The organism is Nitrosospira sp. Nsp1, assembly GCF_900100985.1.
GTDB lineage: Bacteria > Pseudomonadota > Gammaproteobacteria > Burkholderiales > Nitrosomonadaceae > Nitrosospira.
In genome coordinates, this window is record NZ_FMUF01000011.1 from 1 (window position 1) to 13746 (window position 13746).

17 protein-coding genes and 1 tRNA gene are annotated in these 13746 nt (G+C 52.2%); 8 read left to right on the top strand and 10 right to left on the bottom strand.

What is annotated here, in order from left to right:
• On the bottom strand, positions 1-199 hold a 199-nt coding region (locus tag BLP78_RS15790), incomplete at its 3' end, for a hypothetical protein (protein ID WP_218118945.1).
• A gap of 14 nt (positions 200-213) precedes the next feature.
• The gene (locus BLP78_RS08430; protein ID WP_090458384.1) at positions 214-1449 is read right to left on the bottom strand and encodes an MFS transporter; all 1236 of its coding nucleotides are present in this window, start codon (positions 1447-1449) and stop codon (positions 214-216) included.
• Between the two features lie 29 nt (positions 1450-1478).
• Here BLP78_RS08430 and BLP78_RS08435 point away from each other — a divergent pair.
• The 3 genes from BLP78_RS08435 (at position 1479) to BLP78_RS08450 (ending at position 3494) form a co-directional block, all read left to right on the top strand.
• A tRNA-Arg gene (locus tag BLP78_RS08435) sits at positions 1479-1554 on the top strand.
• Positions 1555-2139: 585 nt separating this feature from the next.
• On the top strand, positions 2140-2415 hold the full coding sequence (locus BLP78_RS08445; protein ID WP_090458390.1) for a hypothetical protein: 276 nt from the start codon (positions 2140-2142) through the stop codon (positions 2413-2415).
• A gap of 80 nt (positions 2416-2495) precedes the next feature.
• On the top strand, positions 2496-3494 hold the full coding sequence (locus BLP78_RS08450; protein ID WP_218118946.1) for an RES family NAD+ phosphorylase: 999 nt from the start codon (positions 2496-2498) through the stop codon (positions 3492-3494).
• 588 nt (positions 3495-4082) lie between these two features.
• On the opposite strand, the gene BLP78_RS08455 is transcribed toward BLP78_RS08450, so the two are convergent.
• The 4 genes from BLP78_RS08455 to BLP78_RS08465 all read right to left on the bottom strand — a co-directional run bounded on the left by BLP78_RS08455 (position 4083) and on the right by BLP78_RS08465 (position 5957).
• Positions 4083-4652, bottom strand: a complete 570-nt coding sequence (locus tag BLP78_RS08455; protein WP_143002921.1) for a hypothetical protein — start codon at positions 4650-4652, stop codon at positions 4083-4085.
• A 341-nt stretch (positions 4653-4993) separates the two neighbouring features.
• Positions 4994-5173 carry a hypothetical protein gene (locus tag BLP78_RS15265; RefSeq protein ID WP_143002922.1) on the bottom strand — a complete coding sequence of 60 codons (180 nt, stop codon included), beginning with the start codon at positions 5171-5173 and terminating at the stop codon, positions 4994-4996.
• 139 nt (positions 5174-5312) lie between these two features.
• Positions 5313-5696 (bottom strand): VOC family protein, encoded by a 384-nt coding sequence (locus BLP78_RS08460; protein WP_090458394.1) that lies wholly within the window; start codon positions 5694-5696, stop codon positions 5313-5315.
• Between the two features lie 27 nt (positions 5697-5723).
• Positions 5724-5957, bottom strand: coding sequence for a hypothetical protein (locus BLP78_RS08465; RefSeq protein WP_143002923.1), 234 nt, complete (start codon positions 5955-5957; stop codon positions 5724-5726).
• Positions 5958-6344: 387 nt separating this feature from the next.
• On the opposite strand from BLP78_RS08465, the gene BLP78_RS08470 reads away from it, so the two are divergent.
• A complete protein-coding gene (locus BLP78_RS08470) occupies positions 6345-6935 on the top strand; it encodes a hypothetical protein (protein ID WP_090458397.1) in 591 nt (196 codons plus the stop codon).
• A gap of 407 nt (positions 6936-7342) precedes the next feature.
• Positions 7343-7570: a putative cation transport regulator ChaB gene (chaB, locus tag BLP78_RS08475; RefSeq protein WP_090458398.1), complete on the top strand. Its 228-nt coding sequence runs from the start codon at positions 7343-7345 to the stop codon at positions 7568-7570.
• A 115-nt stretch (positions 7571-7685) separates the two neighbouring features.
• Here chaB and BLP78_RS08480 read toward each other — a convergent pair whose 3' ends face one another.
• Positions 7686-8162 carry a hypothetical protein gene (locus BLP78_RS08480; protein WP_176752823.1) on the bottom strand — a complete coding sequence of 159 codons (477 nt, stop codon included), beginning with the start codon at positions 8160-8162 and terminating at the stop codon, positions 7686-7688.
• 229 nt (positions 8163-8391) lie between these two features.
• On the opposite strand from BLP78_RS08480, the gene BLP78_RS08485 reads away from it, so the two are divergent.
• Positions 8392-8565, top strand: coding sequence for a hypothetical protein (locus tag BLP78_RS08485; protein ID WP_231623402.1), 174 nt, complete (start codon positions 8392-8394; stop codon positions 8563-8565).
• 165 nt (positions 8566-8730) lie between these two features.
• On the opposite strand, the gene BLP78_RS08490 is transcribed toward BLP78_RS08485, so the two are convergent.
• Together BLP78_RS08490 and BLP78_RS08495 are read right to left on the bottom strand one after the other, a co-directional pair.
• Positions 8731-10203 carry an SEL1-like repeat protein gene (locus tag BLP78_RS08490; RefSeq protein WP_256330182.1) on the bottom strand — a complete coding sequence of 491 codons (1473 nt, stop codon included), beginning with the start codon at positions 10201-10203 and terminating at the stop codon, positions 8731-8733.
• Positions 10204-10504: 301 nt separating this feature from the next.
• Entirely contained in the window at positions 10505-10996 is a 492-nt protein-coding gene (locus BLP78_RS08495) for a hypothetical protein (RefSeq protein ID WP_090458400.1), read from the bottom strand.
• Between the two features lie 185 nt (positions 10997-11181).
• Here BLP78_RS08495 and BLP78_RS08500 point away from each other — a divergent pair, with 185 nt between their 5' ends.
• Both BLP78_RS08500 and BLP78_RS08505 read left to right on the top strand, forming a co-directional pair.
• Positions 11182-11970, top strand: coding sequence for a polyamine aminopropyltransferase (locus tag BLP78_RS08500; RefSeq protein WP_090458401.1), 789 nt, complete (start codon positions 11182-11184; stop codon positions 11968-11970).
• 282 nt (positions 11971-12252) lie between these two features.
• Positions 12253-12438 carry a DUF3460 family protein gene (locus tag BLP78_RS08505; protein ID WP_025041464.1) on the top strand — a complete coding sequence of 62 codons (186 nt, stop codon included), beginning with the start codon at positions 12253-12255 and terminating at the stop codon, positions 12436-12438.
• A gap of 105 nt (positions 12439-12543) precedes the next feature.
• Here BLP78_RS08505 and BLP78_RS08510 read toward each other — a convergent pair whose 3' ends face one another.
• A complete protein-coding gene (locus BLP78_RS08510) occupies positions 12544-13743 on the bottom strand; it encodes an acetyl-CoA C-acyltransferase (protein WP_025041463.1) in 1200 nt (399 codons plus the stop codon).
• Positions 13744-13746 lie beyond the last annotated feature (3 nt).

Sequence of the window (13746 nt, forward strand, 5' to 3'; positions counted from 1 at the left end):
GTTTACCCACAATCAGCCGTTCGATAATCGACGGTTCTATGCGCTTCACGCATGAGGCAGAAAAATCGAAAATTATTGTTGACGGGAACAGAGTATCTACCAAGGAACGTAATATTGCCATCGCAAAATTCATAGCTCGTAGGATGGGTGGAGCGTAGCGCAACCCATCATCGGTCAATCCAATTAAAAAAACCGCCACAAGACTCCTCCTTTTTACCCCTCACTCCCCCTCAATTTCCTGACCGGCCAAGCCCAGACTCGCAACAGTAGCGCCGCAAAAGCTGCCAATACACCCGCAAAGAAAAAAGCCATCGCCGCACTTTGAAATTGCCAGATCGAACCAAACAGCAATCCCGCTGGAATCGCCGCAATACCCACCATCAAGTGATACCAGCCGAAAGCCGTCCCGCGCTCGTGAGGCGCGGCATAATCGCTGATCATGGCCCGCTCAGCGCCTTCGCTCATGCCCGTACATAGACCGTAAAAAATGCTTACCGCCCATAATCCGGCGCTCTGCTCCACTAATCCAAGCATCAAAAACGAAATTGAAAAAGTGGTCCAGCCGATCAGCATCAACGTGCCGTGCCCGAGCTTGTCGGCCAGTTGCCCGCCCCAGGTGGAGGTGGCGGCTTTGCAAAGATACAGCGTCGACCACAACAGCAATAATTCGACTACGCCTACGCCCAATTGGTGCCCCAGCAGCAAGATAAAGGTTTCCGAAGCGCGGGCGAACGTGAACAGCATTAGTACCAGCAGATAACGCCGCATGGGCAGGGATAATACCGACCAGCGCAGAGGCGGCAGCACAACGGGAACCTGAGCCTCGGCATGTTTCTTCTTTTCTTCCTTCACACCAGTACCGAGCAACAGCACCGCAACAAAGCCGGGTACCGCCGACCAGAGAATCACCTCGGTCAAGCTCAAGTCGGACCAAGCAAGCGCCGCCGCTGCCACGAGGCTGCCCGCCACCGCTCCGCCGTTGTCCATTGCCCGATGGTAGCCAAAAGCATAGCCGTGCATCCCGGGCGGCGTCGCATCCGCCACAAGCGCATCGCGGGGAGCGCTCCGCACGCCCTTGCCCACCCGGTCGATGCTGCGCAGCACCAGTATCATCGGCCAGGAACCCGCCAGCCCCAGCAGGGGACGCGCTATGTTCGATAACGTATAGCCCGCCACAGCAAGATTCTTGCGTCGGCCGCTCATGACATCAGAATGCCGCCCCGACCACAGCTTGAGCAGGCTCGCCATCGCATCGGCGACCCCCTCGATAAGTCCGAGCGCTACCGGCCCGGCGGCCAGCACCGTCGCCAGCAAGATGGGAATGAGCGGAATAACGATATCGGAAGCGAAATCATTGAAGAAACTGACCAGCCCGAGAACGATTACGGTACGTGGCAGTTTTCTGGAATTGGCTTGAGTTGGGCTAGCGGTTTGGTCAGTTTTATTCATACCGCAATTTTAGCGTAAAATGCAGTCACGCCCTGGTAGCTCAGTGGATAGAGCAACCCCCTCCTAAGGGGTAGGTCACACGTTCGATTCGTGTTCAGGGCGCCAGTATCCATAAGGCTTGTAGCGATACAAGCCTTTTTTTCAGGTAGTGATATTTAAGAAATGTAACCAGTTTGTAACCAACAAATCAATCAAACTTATCCCAACCTCGTAAAACTGGACATACCGTGAACGTCGGAAAATTTTGGGCAGGAAGAATGGGATAGCTCAGGATCAGACTCGATTGAATCAACATAAAGGTCAATACATTGATTGTGCTTTCCAAGAGCTTGAGTACGGATGATCCAGTGGCCGAAACGATTCTCATCAATTGAATCTGGCCCCATAGATTCCCCGGTGAGCATATAAAGAAAGCGCATGAATCCATTCGAGGCCGACATCATTCGTGTCACAGACCCGTTGTCCCAGCACACTAGGTCTGTGAGGAAGTCACTATTGGTGTCAAGCGTCATCGCGATTTTTGTGGCAACGACAGGCTTTATTCCAACCAAAGTTTCGGCCTTGGGTCTGGAGTTCTCGCAGTCCGATCGCGGGTCAATGCTTTGGCTCATTGGCGTAATTGTCGCCTTCTTCCTTCTGTCATTCTAGGTTGTCGCAGCCGCCGATTTCACGGCTTGGCGCATGTCTCATATGGCTAAAGCATGGGATGAAGAATCAATCGTATATCAGAATTTCCGGAAGTCTATTCTCGAAAACAAAAAATTGACGGACGAGGAGCGCGAGGATCTTCATGAAGTAGAGCGTCGCGTCGGTGCAATGTGGCGCAATGCTGGTCACCTTGACAACCACATGCTAATAGAAAAGCTCGTGGGCCCTACTTCGTGGGCGCGCATGGCTGTTGAGTTTGTGCTTCCAGTGTTAGCCGGCATCATAGCCTCGATACTCCTCATCCACACATCACTATGAGCACACATTAGGTTCCAAAATTGATAACCGGATCTTCACCTATCGCATGCTCTGCGTGCTTCTCTGATAGTGGCTTACGATTGGACGCAGACCAAATTGGAGTGGTGGAAGCCAACGCTTGTCCAAACTGCGGCGCATTAGACGGCAAGAAACTTTCTTCTGAAGCGCTTGAGGCTTTAGCGCATCGTTTCTTCGTTTGGGGCTCCCTTTGGCGTTGTAGATATGGCGCTGCCCCGGTAATTACGTTCAACCAGCACCAGAAAACTTGTATTGATTTTTCGCCATGGCTCGCGCCAGATATCAAGCTGTTTGAGCGCCTTCTCGGTGTCGGCTTCTTTCACTATGGTCCACGCTTGTGGATGGTCGGTGAGATCGAACCACTGAAGGCTTTACAAAAGTTTCGAACACGGCAAGCTGTTATCGAAAGAGTCCTTAGCGAGTACCCCACGACTTCACTTCGCCCAGGCCTAATCTTCTACCGGATTCGCATAGGCCCAAGTGCTCCGGCTGAGCCTTCGCAATACGACAGCCCACCTAGCGCGTTCGCAGGCAAGAATCGTCTTGATTCCTACAACGCTCCTGTGCTTTATGGGTCGTCTGATCTGCAGATTTGTGTACACGAATGCAGAGTCACAACCGAGGACGAGGTTTACGTTGCAACCCTTACTCCTAAGTCTTCGCTTCGCCTTCTCGATTTGACTGCGCTTTTGAAAGAGGAAAACGTTACCGAGTTTGAAAGCCTCGACATGGCTGTGCACATGCTTTTCCTAGCAGGAAAACACGCATACAAAATCACTCGTGAGATCGCGGCCGCTGTCAGGAACGCAGGCTTCGATGGAGTGGTGTACCCCTCGTACTTTAGTCTTTTGCGCCTCGGCGCCATGCCTTTCCAAACCGTCTACGGCATCTCGCACCGTCGCATTCCTCAGTACCAGAAGAACGAACAAGCAAAAGCAATCCCTAATCTGGCGCTATTCGGTCGGCCAATTGAGGCGGGAACTGTGGCAGTCCAAAGTATCAATAAGCTCATCATAAGTCGGGTGGCTTACGATTTTCATTTTGGGCCAGCCGCTTTCTGAAAAGAAATCTAACCAATTACTCAAGTGGATGACTCCCAGCACGTTGGGTTCCGACGTTTGGCTCACGCCGTGAGCGTCTGCATTCCCAAAGTACGACCGGCTAGTATTTGTCGAAATCCGGTCTTTCATGAATGACGCAGTTGTGGCGGTAATCAAATTCGCGTTTCTCGATAGCAGCCACCGAGATCTAAGGGGTCATAAGGGGTCACCCATTAGCCGCCCCCGTGTCAAGGGCGAAACCAAATTTTCCCTGCTGTTTTTTTACAGCGGGGTTTTCTTTTTGCAGACCTGTTTGTTGTTTCCAGTCGAACCCGTTTCCTCATTATTGGCTACGACCGAGTCGTGCCTGTCACCCATGTGGATCAAGCAGTGTCCGATATTCTGGCGCTGCCCTGGCGCAAATCGCCCCAGAGAAACATTGGTGCCGCCAAGGTGTCCGGGCAATGATCGGAATCGATAGGGTTCGGAATCGATAGGGTCAGATTCGATTGAACTAACATAAACCAATATATTGATTGCCTTTCCAGACACTTGAGAAATATCTTTATAAATAGAAACCCAACCAAAAAATATTAGTTACGGCAATTGTCAATCACATACCGTTACACGAGTTTTGAAGAGGTACTTAATTCTGGCCCCAGCTACCTGCTTGAAAAGATCGGGAGCAATAACGCTGTCGCTTTTTTCATAGTAGCTATTTCCACATAGGCGACTGAAGCTGATTTGACCATTTGGCGTCAACTCCTGACCGTTCCTGTCGAGAAGAATCAGGTTGAATACCACGTCTGGTGAAACCACCTTGCGGACGCGGGACCGCACATCGAAGGACGCGTGCCAGATCAGTGTATCACCGCGCTCTGAAACACTCAGCGTAAGATTGCCGATATAGGTTATCCCGGCTGGACTTTGCAGCTCCAGGTTATTGAACTCCCATGTTTTGCTGTTCTTGCGTTCATCGGCTATCGCTCTGCCGTCCGTCGTCATTGCCGCGTTAGAGCTGGAAGCAGGGAACGCCGTTGAAACAATAATCACCCTATCGGTGGCGCCGGATGCGCCTTGAGGACCTTGCTGGCCGGGCGAGCCACCCGATCGAACCGATATGCACCCGGATAACGCGACAAGAATTATCAATACCGTAATCGTATACAGGTTTTTCATGGTTTTTCTCTCTTGCGATTGTGAAAAATACCATATGTCGCGTTCATATTCCGATGGGGTTGGGCTGGATTGAGTCAACATAAAAAGGCAATATATTGGTTGTTTTCCGAGAGTTTGACCGCGAATGGCCTAGGTCGTCGGAACGATCCTTATCCATTGAGCCTGCCCCATTCCTCGGCACATCAAAAGCCCTGTGCCAGATCATCGTGTCACCGCCCTGAAACACTCAGCGTAAGATTGTCGATATAGGCTATCCCTGCTGGACTTTGAAGCTCACGATTATTGAACCCCCATGTTTTACTGTTCTTGCGTTCCGTTGGCTGCTGCCCTGCCATTCGTCGTCATTGCCGCGCGCTAGAGGTGGAAGCAGAGGACGCTGCTGAAACAATGATAACGCTATCTGTGGCGCCGGATGTGTCTTGAGGGCCTTGCCGGTCGGGTGAGCCTCCCGATCGAACCGATACGCACCCGGATAGCGCGGCAAGAATTATCAATACCGTAATCGTATACAGATTTTTCATGGTTTTCCCTTCTTGCAATTGTGAAAAACACCCTCTGTCGCATTCATGTTTTGTCGGGCTCAATCGAACCAACCACAGCGCGCTATGCTGTTGGAAGGGAGCCGCAAGCATAATACGTCAGGCATTTTCCGATAGGCTGCTAATGCATGGAATGCAGCCCGATCATGTTGCCTTCGGTGTCGAAAACCAGTGCAATAAAGCCATATTTGCCGATCGACATCTTTTCCTTGAAAATACGCCCACCGTGCTCGGCGGCCCGCGTAGCTTCCACCGCGCAGTCTTCGCACATGAAGTAAACCAGCGTGCCGCCGCCACCCGAGGCGCAGCCTTCCATCTTAGCGAGCGCGCCCGTCGCTCCATAGCCTTTCTCCGACATGGGGAAAGTCCACATTTCCAGCTCTGTATCAGGGGTGGGGTTGGGAATCTGCTCGAGTTTTCCCTGCAATACCGCTTCGTAGAAAGTCCTGGCGCGCTTCATGTCCTGCACATAGATTTCAAACCAGCCAACTGGATTGGTTTTCATGATGTTGCTCCTTTGACGTGAGGGAATTCAGGTATTTTTCAGCATAGCGTATTTTTGCGCTCTAATCGTCGTATCGAGGCTTTGATTCGGGCATTCCTCATTTCCTGATTGTGAAACCCATGGAATCAGACCTGAACGATTTGAAATGGCTCCCTGTGAAGGAAGATTTTTGAAGGTAAAGGGTTTGGGCCTGAGGGGCTGGAAATCCTGGGAAAAGTGAATAATTCTGCCATTTTTCTCAGTAAAATCCATTAGATCCATACGATTACGCATAGTAAAAAAGAAAACCTTCAAATAATTATAGGAAAGAAAATTGGCAAATTCTTTTAAACACCCGAATGGGGTTCCGGCTGAACAGACTACGTTCTCTCATCCCCATCTACAGAACCAAAGGGATCAGCTCGATTGATCCGTGGGCATCAGGAGCTTCCATGCTGTCAGGCGTCTGCCGATGTGTCGGTCCACTTTACACTTGGGATCCCAAGCATCCGAAAGAAATATATAAGCGCCTGAGTAAAAAGCTTTCTTGAAGTTAGCATAAACTTTGCTTCGGCTAATTTGATCACCGTGAGGAGCAGGAATCAGGTACAACATAAAACAATAGACGCATATGATTGCCAATCCATTGCTTAACCGAGGTGTACTGTAATGAGCGAAACGCCAAAAGACATCTCTTCTTCGCCACAAGGACGAGCCGATAACATACCTGAGGCATTTTTTCCCGGCATTGAGCAGCTTGCGACAACCGTAATTTCATCGTTTGTAGCGAAGCACGGCCCAGCCGTTGGTGGAGCGATGTATAAGGCTCTGAAGGGCGACGATGTTCTCTTTATGCAGATTGAAAAAAGCTGGAAGGAGGCAGCTTACTATTACATTGCACTAAAGTTCAGAAACTTGATCGAGCATGGTGTTTATCTCGAAGACATCTATGTATTGGTACCCAATGACGCTCCGCTAGCTCTTCTCAAGAGAGGGAAAAACACCATGGATTTCGGCGCTGAAAATCATGTAATCTGGGTTACCCCAAGCGAATTGCTCCCTCAGCTACTGCCTGCCGAAGCCGACGTGGCAAAGCAATTCCTACTGCGCATTCCCGACTTTACACGAGAGGGGTATAGCGAGAAAGCGTTTGCTAAACTCGACTCCATCACATTGGGGTATCGGTTTTCGCGGCTTGATAAGTCGGGGCCCGATATTAAAAAGGATATTGTCATCCGCCTTCGAAAAAGTACGAACTGAACTAGCCCTCAGGTCAATAGGCTCGTCGAGATGGTTCAATCGGCAAATTAGGCTACCGCGAAGCGCGTGCCAGTTCGCACCGTTTCTTATCACCCGCCAGCGTCAAGTTGGCGTTGAGTGCGCTGGGTGCGCTGTTGCCATCGGCCCACTTTATTATCGAAGTCCTCACGCCGCACATCGAACGTAGAACGTTATCCAGTTGTGGGCTTGCTCAAATTCTCGGAACTGCTTCTAATCACTTCACTTGCGCTAGCCCACTCTATCGCCTATCGTTTACTTTATAGAACGAGATTGAGCGGTTACTAGGCGTCAATCTGAACTTTGAATCGAAATCATGGCGGCATTATTGTTAAGCTTGCCGCACCCCAAAAAAACCGCTTCATCCAATCATCGATAGGAGAGCCGTCATGCCATACGCAGCCATAGAAGATCTCCCGAAAAACGTCACGAACGTATTGCCAAAACACGCGCAGGAAATATATCAGGCAGCTTTCAATAATGCCTGGGATGAATATAAGGATCCGGATGATCGCAGAGGCGATGCTTCACGCGAAGAAACTGCGCATAAAGTCGCGTGGTCGGCGGTAAAAAAGGAATATGAGAAAAAGGGTGATGAATGGAAGAGGAAGTCCTGAGCTTTACGACCAGGTAAGCACCGCAGGTAACGGACTCTCTCTGATGTGTCGGTTTCAAGGATGCGATCCTTGCGAGCACCCGTTTGGGTGCCCACCGTTCAAATACCGTCTATCCTCAATCCTTGCAGCTATTCACATCCTCAGTAACCGTTTTCCCATCTTTTAGCACAACAGTTTGCCTGATTGTCTTGCATTCTTTATTTTGCTGTGTCGCTGTCGGACCGGATTGAACGACCTCGGCTTTACCCATCAGGCCGCTATCGGGGTTGCTGAAGGTCTGAGTCTGGTTTGTCTCGAACGCTTTCTGCGATGCATCAGCCATTTTTTTCCTATCGTCTTTGCCGAGGACGCCTCCAATTTCCGCACCGACATAATAGCCTGCGACGCCGCCGGCAATGGCAGCCACAATGCGGCCCGCAGTACCGCCGCCGAGATAGCTGCCCAGATAGCTCGCCCCGATAGAACCGGCAATGCTACCGATCAACCCGCCAGTCCGCCGCGTGTCCGCGGTTTGGCATCCCGGCAGGAGTACGATCAGCGCTATCGCGATGAACCATCTGGCTCGCGTACTGGAGAGTGAAATGTTGCCCATGATATTCCCCTTTCAAAAAAATTCCTGATCCACAATGGGTTAGCCCCGCGAAATACCTGGAATCGAAACCGGTTTGATCCAGCTCCGGTTTATGTTGCTTCTGTACTGGGATATTCATCAAAAGAAAATAGATACAACCTGATTGACAGCATAGCATTCCCTGAGGTAAGTTCCCGCGATCATTATTTCCATTTTGCTTTTATATTTATATTAGAAGAATTTGATGAAAATGAAGAGAACAATTCTAATAGTCGCGCTCCTGGCTGTCATTCCAGCGCTCTCGGGTTGCTGGTATGTTGTCGCTGGCGGCGCAGGCGCCTATGGCGGATACAAAATGAAACAGAAAGGTTATACGCTACAGAACCCCATCACCAAGGAAAAGAGCAGCCAGCCCTCCAAATAGCTAAGCTGGCGCCGTGGATGCGCCCTGTCACCTTTCGGCGCCCTTATCGTTGTTGGAAAAGCCGTTTTTGCCATTACCGGGTTCGGCGCGCCCATCTGATAGTCACAATAGGAAGCGGGGCAAGCAGATGCGCTGGAGGATGCCCGCGAATCCGGATCTAGACCCTTACTCCCCGCGAGTTTTTATCCACTCTTCCGCTTGCCGTTGCGCTTCGGCAACTTGTACCGGTGTCATGAGCTTCTCCATAAGCTCCTGGTTTTCTTTCGCATCCTCATAATCTCCCGCGCTGGCGATACTGAACCACTTATCAGCCTCAACATAATCCTGCGTGACGCCGGTGCCGTTGTAGTAAAGCACGCCCAGATTTGTTTGCGCGCCGTGATGACCCTGCTCTGCCGCTTTTTGATACCAGGATAAGGCTTGCGCATAATCCTGCGGCACGCCCTGGCCGTTGTTATACTTGACGCCCAGGCTGTATTGCGCCCTTGCGTAACCCTGTTCCGCCGACTTGCGATACCAGGATAAAGCCTCCAGCGCATCCCTTGCGACGCCCCGGCCGCTGTCGTATCGTACGCCCAGGTTGTATTGGGCATCCTCATCCCCCTGCTCAGCGGCTTTGCGATACCATGCCACGGCCTGCTGATCATCCCGCAAGACACCTTTCCCCGTGGCGTACATTACGCCGAGATTGAATTGGGCGGGGACGTAACCCTGCTCCGCCGCCTTGCGATACCATGCAGCCGCCTCATAATCGTCGTGCGTAATCCCCCGGCCTTTGGCATAAACGACTCCAAGCTTGAATTGCGCCCTTGCATATCCCAGTTCGGCAGCTTTGCGGTACCAGGAGGCAGCTTGTTGATCGTCCTTGATAATGCCCTCGCCCGCCGCATACATGACGCCGAGATTGAATTCAGCATCCGGATTCCCCTGTTCAGCCGCTTTACGAAACCAGGACACCGCTTTCTGATTGCTCTGCTCCACGCCTCGGCCCTTGGCATACAGCACGCCTATCGCATATTGCGCATCCGCATATCCAAGTTCCGCAGCTCTAAGATACCAGGATGCCGCTTGCTGGTCATTCTGCTCCACGCCTTGGCCTTTGAGGTACATGAAACCCAGGATACCCTGCGCGGGAGCATGCCCTTGCTCAGCGGCTTTGAGGTACCAGGACAAGGCCTGCTGGTAGTCCTGCGTGACTCCCTGGCCTTTTGCGTACATCACGCCAAGATTGTACTGGGCCACGGCATATCCTTTATCCGCCGCCCTGAAGTACCAGAGCATGGCCTGCTGATAGTCCTGCTCGACCCCCTGACCTTTGAGGTACATGAAACCCAACATGGATTGCGCCGGCGCGTCGCCTTGCTCTGCCGCCTTCCGGTACCATTGCGCGGCCTGTACGTCATTCTGGGGCACTCCCCGCCCTTTTGAATACATGACGCCCAGATTGAACTGGGCATCCGCGTTTCCTTTTTCCGCTGCCCGCCTGAAAGAAGCTACCGCTTTAACATAGTCCTTGCTGAGGGCGAACCGCATTCCATCCTCAAAGTCTCCGGCGAGTGCCGGAAGAGTCAGCAACATCAGCACCAGTCCGGCTATCGCCGGACCTGCCACCGCCATTGTTATCGATAAACGCATCATTTATTCACCGTAATTCCACCGATTCCTGTGTTAGAGCTAAAAATCCCGAGCTCGTTGCCGTTTTTTACCTATCGATATTTTTTGTGCTGTTTCCTGGAATTTGAAAATAACCCGAGAAATACGATAGCTATACCAGGAATATCAAGAGCGCTATTCTAGCGCGGCGAGCATTTAAAAATGGCCCATGCGCGATCATGTTCAGGATTTTTTCGTTTGCGGGGTTTGATAAAAGGAAATCCGGGTTTTTTACCGAAGTAACGTAGTCGGCCGATGAGGTGAAACGAAAGAAGTCCTGCTCAGCTTAGCGGAGTGAACACGCTTTCAGTTTGCCCCATGCTATATCGCTCTCGTATTTCTTCCCATTCAGCGTGGCGACTACCGTTTCGTTATCGGTCCTTTGTATTGTCATGACGAACGAATAGCCGGGGCTGGCTTCGCCGCTCATATCAGCATTTGATTTATGCGCATAGATCCTGGGAATCAATGGCTGGCGTACCGCATCAGGGTTGTTGATTGCATTGCGCGCGTAGGTTCCCGGCAGCGCGCCGGACGGATAGGCATAAATTTCTGTCGCTTTGATATCCTGATAGCTTCGTACTTCATATTGCAGACCGCGGATTAGCCATCGGCTATCGGTTTGCAGTCCGTTGATGACGCAGCGTGCGAGCGAAACGCGATCTCCCGTAAATTTGGCGGCGTAAGCCTGCGATTTTTCCTTGAGGCCAATACCCGAACATGCCGATAACAGGCACGCTGACAAAAGTGGAGCTAGAATTGTAATGCTTTTTTTCATGATAACGTTCGGGTATAGCCTCCGTGTTTTAATGAGATCAAGCACACTTCGCGAATTTGTTTTCATGGTAGCGGGACTTGTTCGGCGGCGCTTTACCCTGGCCCGGGCTATCATGCAATGTAAACGTAGGCCAAAAGTATTCATTTGTAAAGCATCGCTTATTTTCGGATCAACCCAGGAAACCAATGCGTGCATTTTCCAGGCGCCGTTTTCACGGCACAGGCCGCGGTGCGGGCGACAATATTGACGCCGACTCCGCCGTTCATATGAGCGAGGAGTATGGCGTGCGCTCGCTCCATATTGGCAGCAGCATGGTGCAAAGCGCGATGAGATTGGCAGCGCCCAACCATTTGGAGCTGACCTATACTCAATGCATGATGGGTTTTACCCTGTTTCATCCACGGCCGGAAAATATGCTGATGATCGGTCTGGGAGGGGGCTCGCTGGCGAAATTCGTATACCACCGTTTGCCGCAGGTTCAAACGACCGTGATTGAAATCAATCCGCAAATCGTTGCGATGGCGCGAGATCATTTTTTTGTACCGGCGGATGATGATCGCCTGCAAGTCGTGATTGCGGAAGGCGGCGAATTTATTGCCAGCCACCCTCGCAGTGCCGACATACTGATGGTTGACGGTTTTGACGATGGGCGCCAGGTACCCTCGCTTTGCAGCCAGGATTTTTATGACCGCGCCCGTGAAACATTGAAAAAAAACGGCGTGCTGGTGGTCAATTTGCTCAGCAGAGACAGGGCAGTCCATGACTACATCCATCGCATCGAGGATAGTTTCGCTGGTCGAGTAGCTACACTACTGGCTGAGCCGTTCGGTAATCTGATCGTCTTCGCTTTCAAGCACAGTCCCGGCAGACCCGCCTGGGAAAATTTACGGGAGTGTGCAAAGCAACGTGAACAGGAACTTGCCTTGCCTTTCACCAAGTTCGTCAATAAGTTACAGCAGCGCAAGCCTTTCTGAGTCATGCTCATGTCGCTGAGGCTTGATGGTACGCTCCAGACATACGTTGATAAATTGTAGGTCGGGCTCCGCCCGACATCGTTTTTGATCGTCGGGCGGAGCCCGACCTACATTGGCATTGGAGCGGTGAAGATATTCAGCGATAACCCATCAAAACACGACCGGATTATGGATTACGCTACGATCCAGGTCACAGACCCAAGCTCAGTCGATGCGAGCACCTTCCGGTTATGGTAAAGTTTCAGGTTGCCACAGAAAAGTGAAGAGAGGAGAAACCAGACCATGAAACTGTACGAATCCGACCACACCAAATTCATGCGCGAGCTGTTCGAAAAAAATCCGAAACTGGCGGAGGATCAGAAAGAGGCACGCGCCATCTGGTGGGATAAAAAGCTGGACCTGGAAGAGCGCAAGCGCTTCAAGGAATCAAGCGTACCGCAGAAGGCCTACGTCTATTTCGGAAAATAGAGTGGGTATCCGGGTAGGTCTGCGAGTTTGCCGTGCCACATGATCAACAGGATAGCAATCCTGTTGATCTCCAGATTTTCATGAGAACTTATTCGCCGGTTCTCGTCATAGCGCTTCAAACACCCCCGCTGCGCCCATGCCTGTCCCCACGCACATGGTTACCATACCGTATTTCCGATGATGCCGGCGCAGGCCGTGCAGCAACGTGGCGACACGGATGGCGCCGGTCGCGCCCAACGGATGACCTAGCGCGATCGCGCCGCCCAGCGGGTTGACTTTGGCGCGATCCAACCCCAGGTCATGGATGACCGCGAGGCTCTGGGCTGCGAAAGCTTCGTTCAATTCGATCCAGTCGAGATCATCCAGTTTCAAGCCAACCTGCTTCAGCACCTTCGGTATCGCCTTGATCGGGCCTATGCCCATGATTTCCGGTGGCACACCCGCGACAGAATAGCCGAGGAAGCGGCCAATAGGGGTAAGATCGAAGCGTTTCAATGCAGCCTCGCTTGCTACGATCACGGCGCCCGCACCGTCGGACATCTGCGAACTGTTGCCCGCCGTCACGGAGCCATTTGCCGCGAATACCGGTTTCAATGTGGCAAGCGTCGCCGCGTTGGTGCCGGGCCGCGGCCCTTCATCGGTATTTCTTGTGCTGGAAACGTCCCGGACCTCATGCGAGACGAGATCGGGGCGTTTTTCCACCACCGTATAGGGCGCGATTTCCTGTTCGAATTCCCCTGTCTCGATGGCCTTGAGTGCCCTTGCGTGGCTTGTTACCGCAAATTCATCCTGGGCCTCACGGCTGACTTGCCATCGCTGTGCGACTTTTTCTCCCGTTATGCCCATGCCGTAGGCGATGGCGACATTCTCGTCGCGCAGGAATATAGCCGGATCCAGCGACATCTTGTTGCCCGTCATCGGGACCATGCTCATGCTCTCCGTACCCGCCGCGACGATTACGTCCGCATTGCCCAGGCGAATGCGGTCGGCAGCGAGCGCTACCGCTTGCAACCCGGAGGCGCAAAAACGATTGACCGTCATTCCCGGCACGCTATCAGGCAGCCCTGCCAGCAAGAGCGCAATGCGTGCGACATTCATTCCCTGCTCCGCCTCAGGCATGGCGCAACCGGCGATTACGTCATCGATGGCTGCCGGATCGAGTCCCTCGCACTGTGCCAGCGCAGCTTTCAACACGTGGGCCAACATGTCATCAGGGCGGACGGTTTTGAACATTCCGCGCGGTGCCTTGCCGACCGGCGTACGAACGGCAGCAACGATGTAAGCGTCTTGTATCTGTTTGGTCATGAC

Bases quoted from the DNA above. Each gene is read 5' to 3' on its own strand.
- BLP78_RS08490 (WP_256330182.1), bottom strand. From the start codon at position 10,203: ATGATGCGTTTATCGATAACAATGGCGGTGGCAGGTCCGGCGATAGCC.
- BLP78_RS08485 (WP_231623402.1), top strand. From the start codon at position 8,392: ATGAAGAGAACAATTCTAATAGTCGCGCTCCTGGCTGTCATTCCAGCG.
- BLP78_RS08445 (WP_090458390.1), top strand. From the start codon at position 2,140: ATGGCTAAAGCATGGGATGAAGAATCAATCGTATATCAGAATTTCCGG.
- BLP78_RS08455 (WP_143002921.1), bottom strand. From the start codon at position 4,652: ATGAAAAACCTGTATACGATTACGGTATTGATAATTCTTGTCGCGTTA.
- BLP78_RS15265 (WP_143002922.1), bottom strand. From the start codon at position 5,173: ATGAAAAATCTGTATACGATTACGGTATTGATAATTCTTGCCGCGCTA.
- BLP78_RS08465 (WP_143002923.1), bottom strand. From the start codon at position 5,957: ATGGATCTAATGGATTTTACTGAGAAAAATGGCAGAATTATTCACTTT.
- BLP78_RS08510 (WP_025041463.1), bottom strand. From the start codon at position 13,743: ATGACCAAACAGATACAAGACGCTTACATCGTTGCTGCCGTTCGTACG.
- BLP78_RS08470 (WP_090458397.1), top strand. From the start codon at position 6,345: ATGAGCGAAACGCCAAAAGACATCTCTTCTTCGCCACAAGGACGAGCC.
- BLP78_RS08505 (WP_025041464.1), top strand. From the start codon at position 12,253: ATGAAACTGTACGAATCCGACCACACCAAATTCATGCGCGAGCTGTTC.
- BLP78_RS08430 (WP_090458384.1), bottom strand. From the start codon at position 1,449: ATGAATAAAACTGACCAAACCGCTAGCCCAACTCAAGCCAATTCCAGA.
- BLP78_RS08495 (WP_090458400.1), bottom strand. From the start codon at position 10,996: ATGAAAAAAAGCATTACAATTCTAGCTCCACTTTTGTCAGCGTGCCTG.
- chaB (WP_090458398.1), top strand. From the start codon at position 7,343: ATGCCATACGCAGCCATAGAAGATCTCCCGAAAAACGTCACGAACGTA.
- BLP78_RS08460 (WP_090458394.1), bottom strand. From the start codon at position 5,696: ATGAAAACCAATCCAGTTGGCTGGTTTGAAATCTATGTGCAGGACATG.
- BLP78_RS08480 (WP_176752823.1), bottom strand. From the start codon at position 8,162: ATGGGCAACATTTCACTCTCCAGTACGCGAGCCAGATGGTTCATCGCG.
- BLP78_RS08500 (WP_090458401.1), top strand. From the start codon at position 11,182: ATGCGTGCATTTTCCAGGCGCCGTTTTCACGGCACAGGCCGCGGTGCG.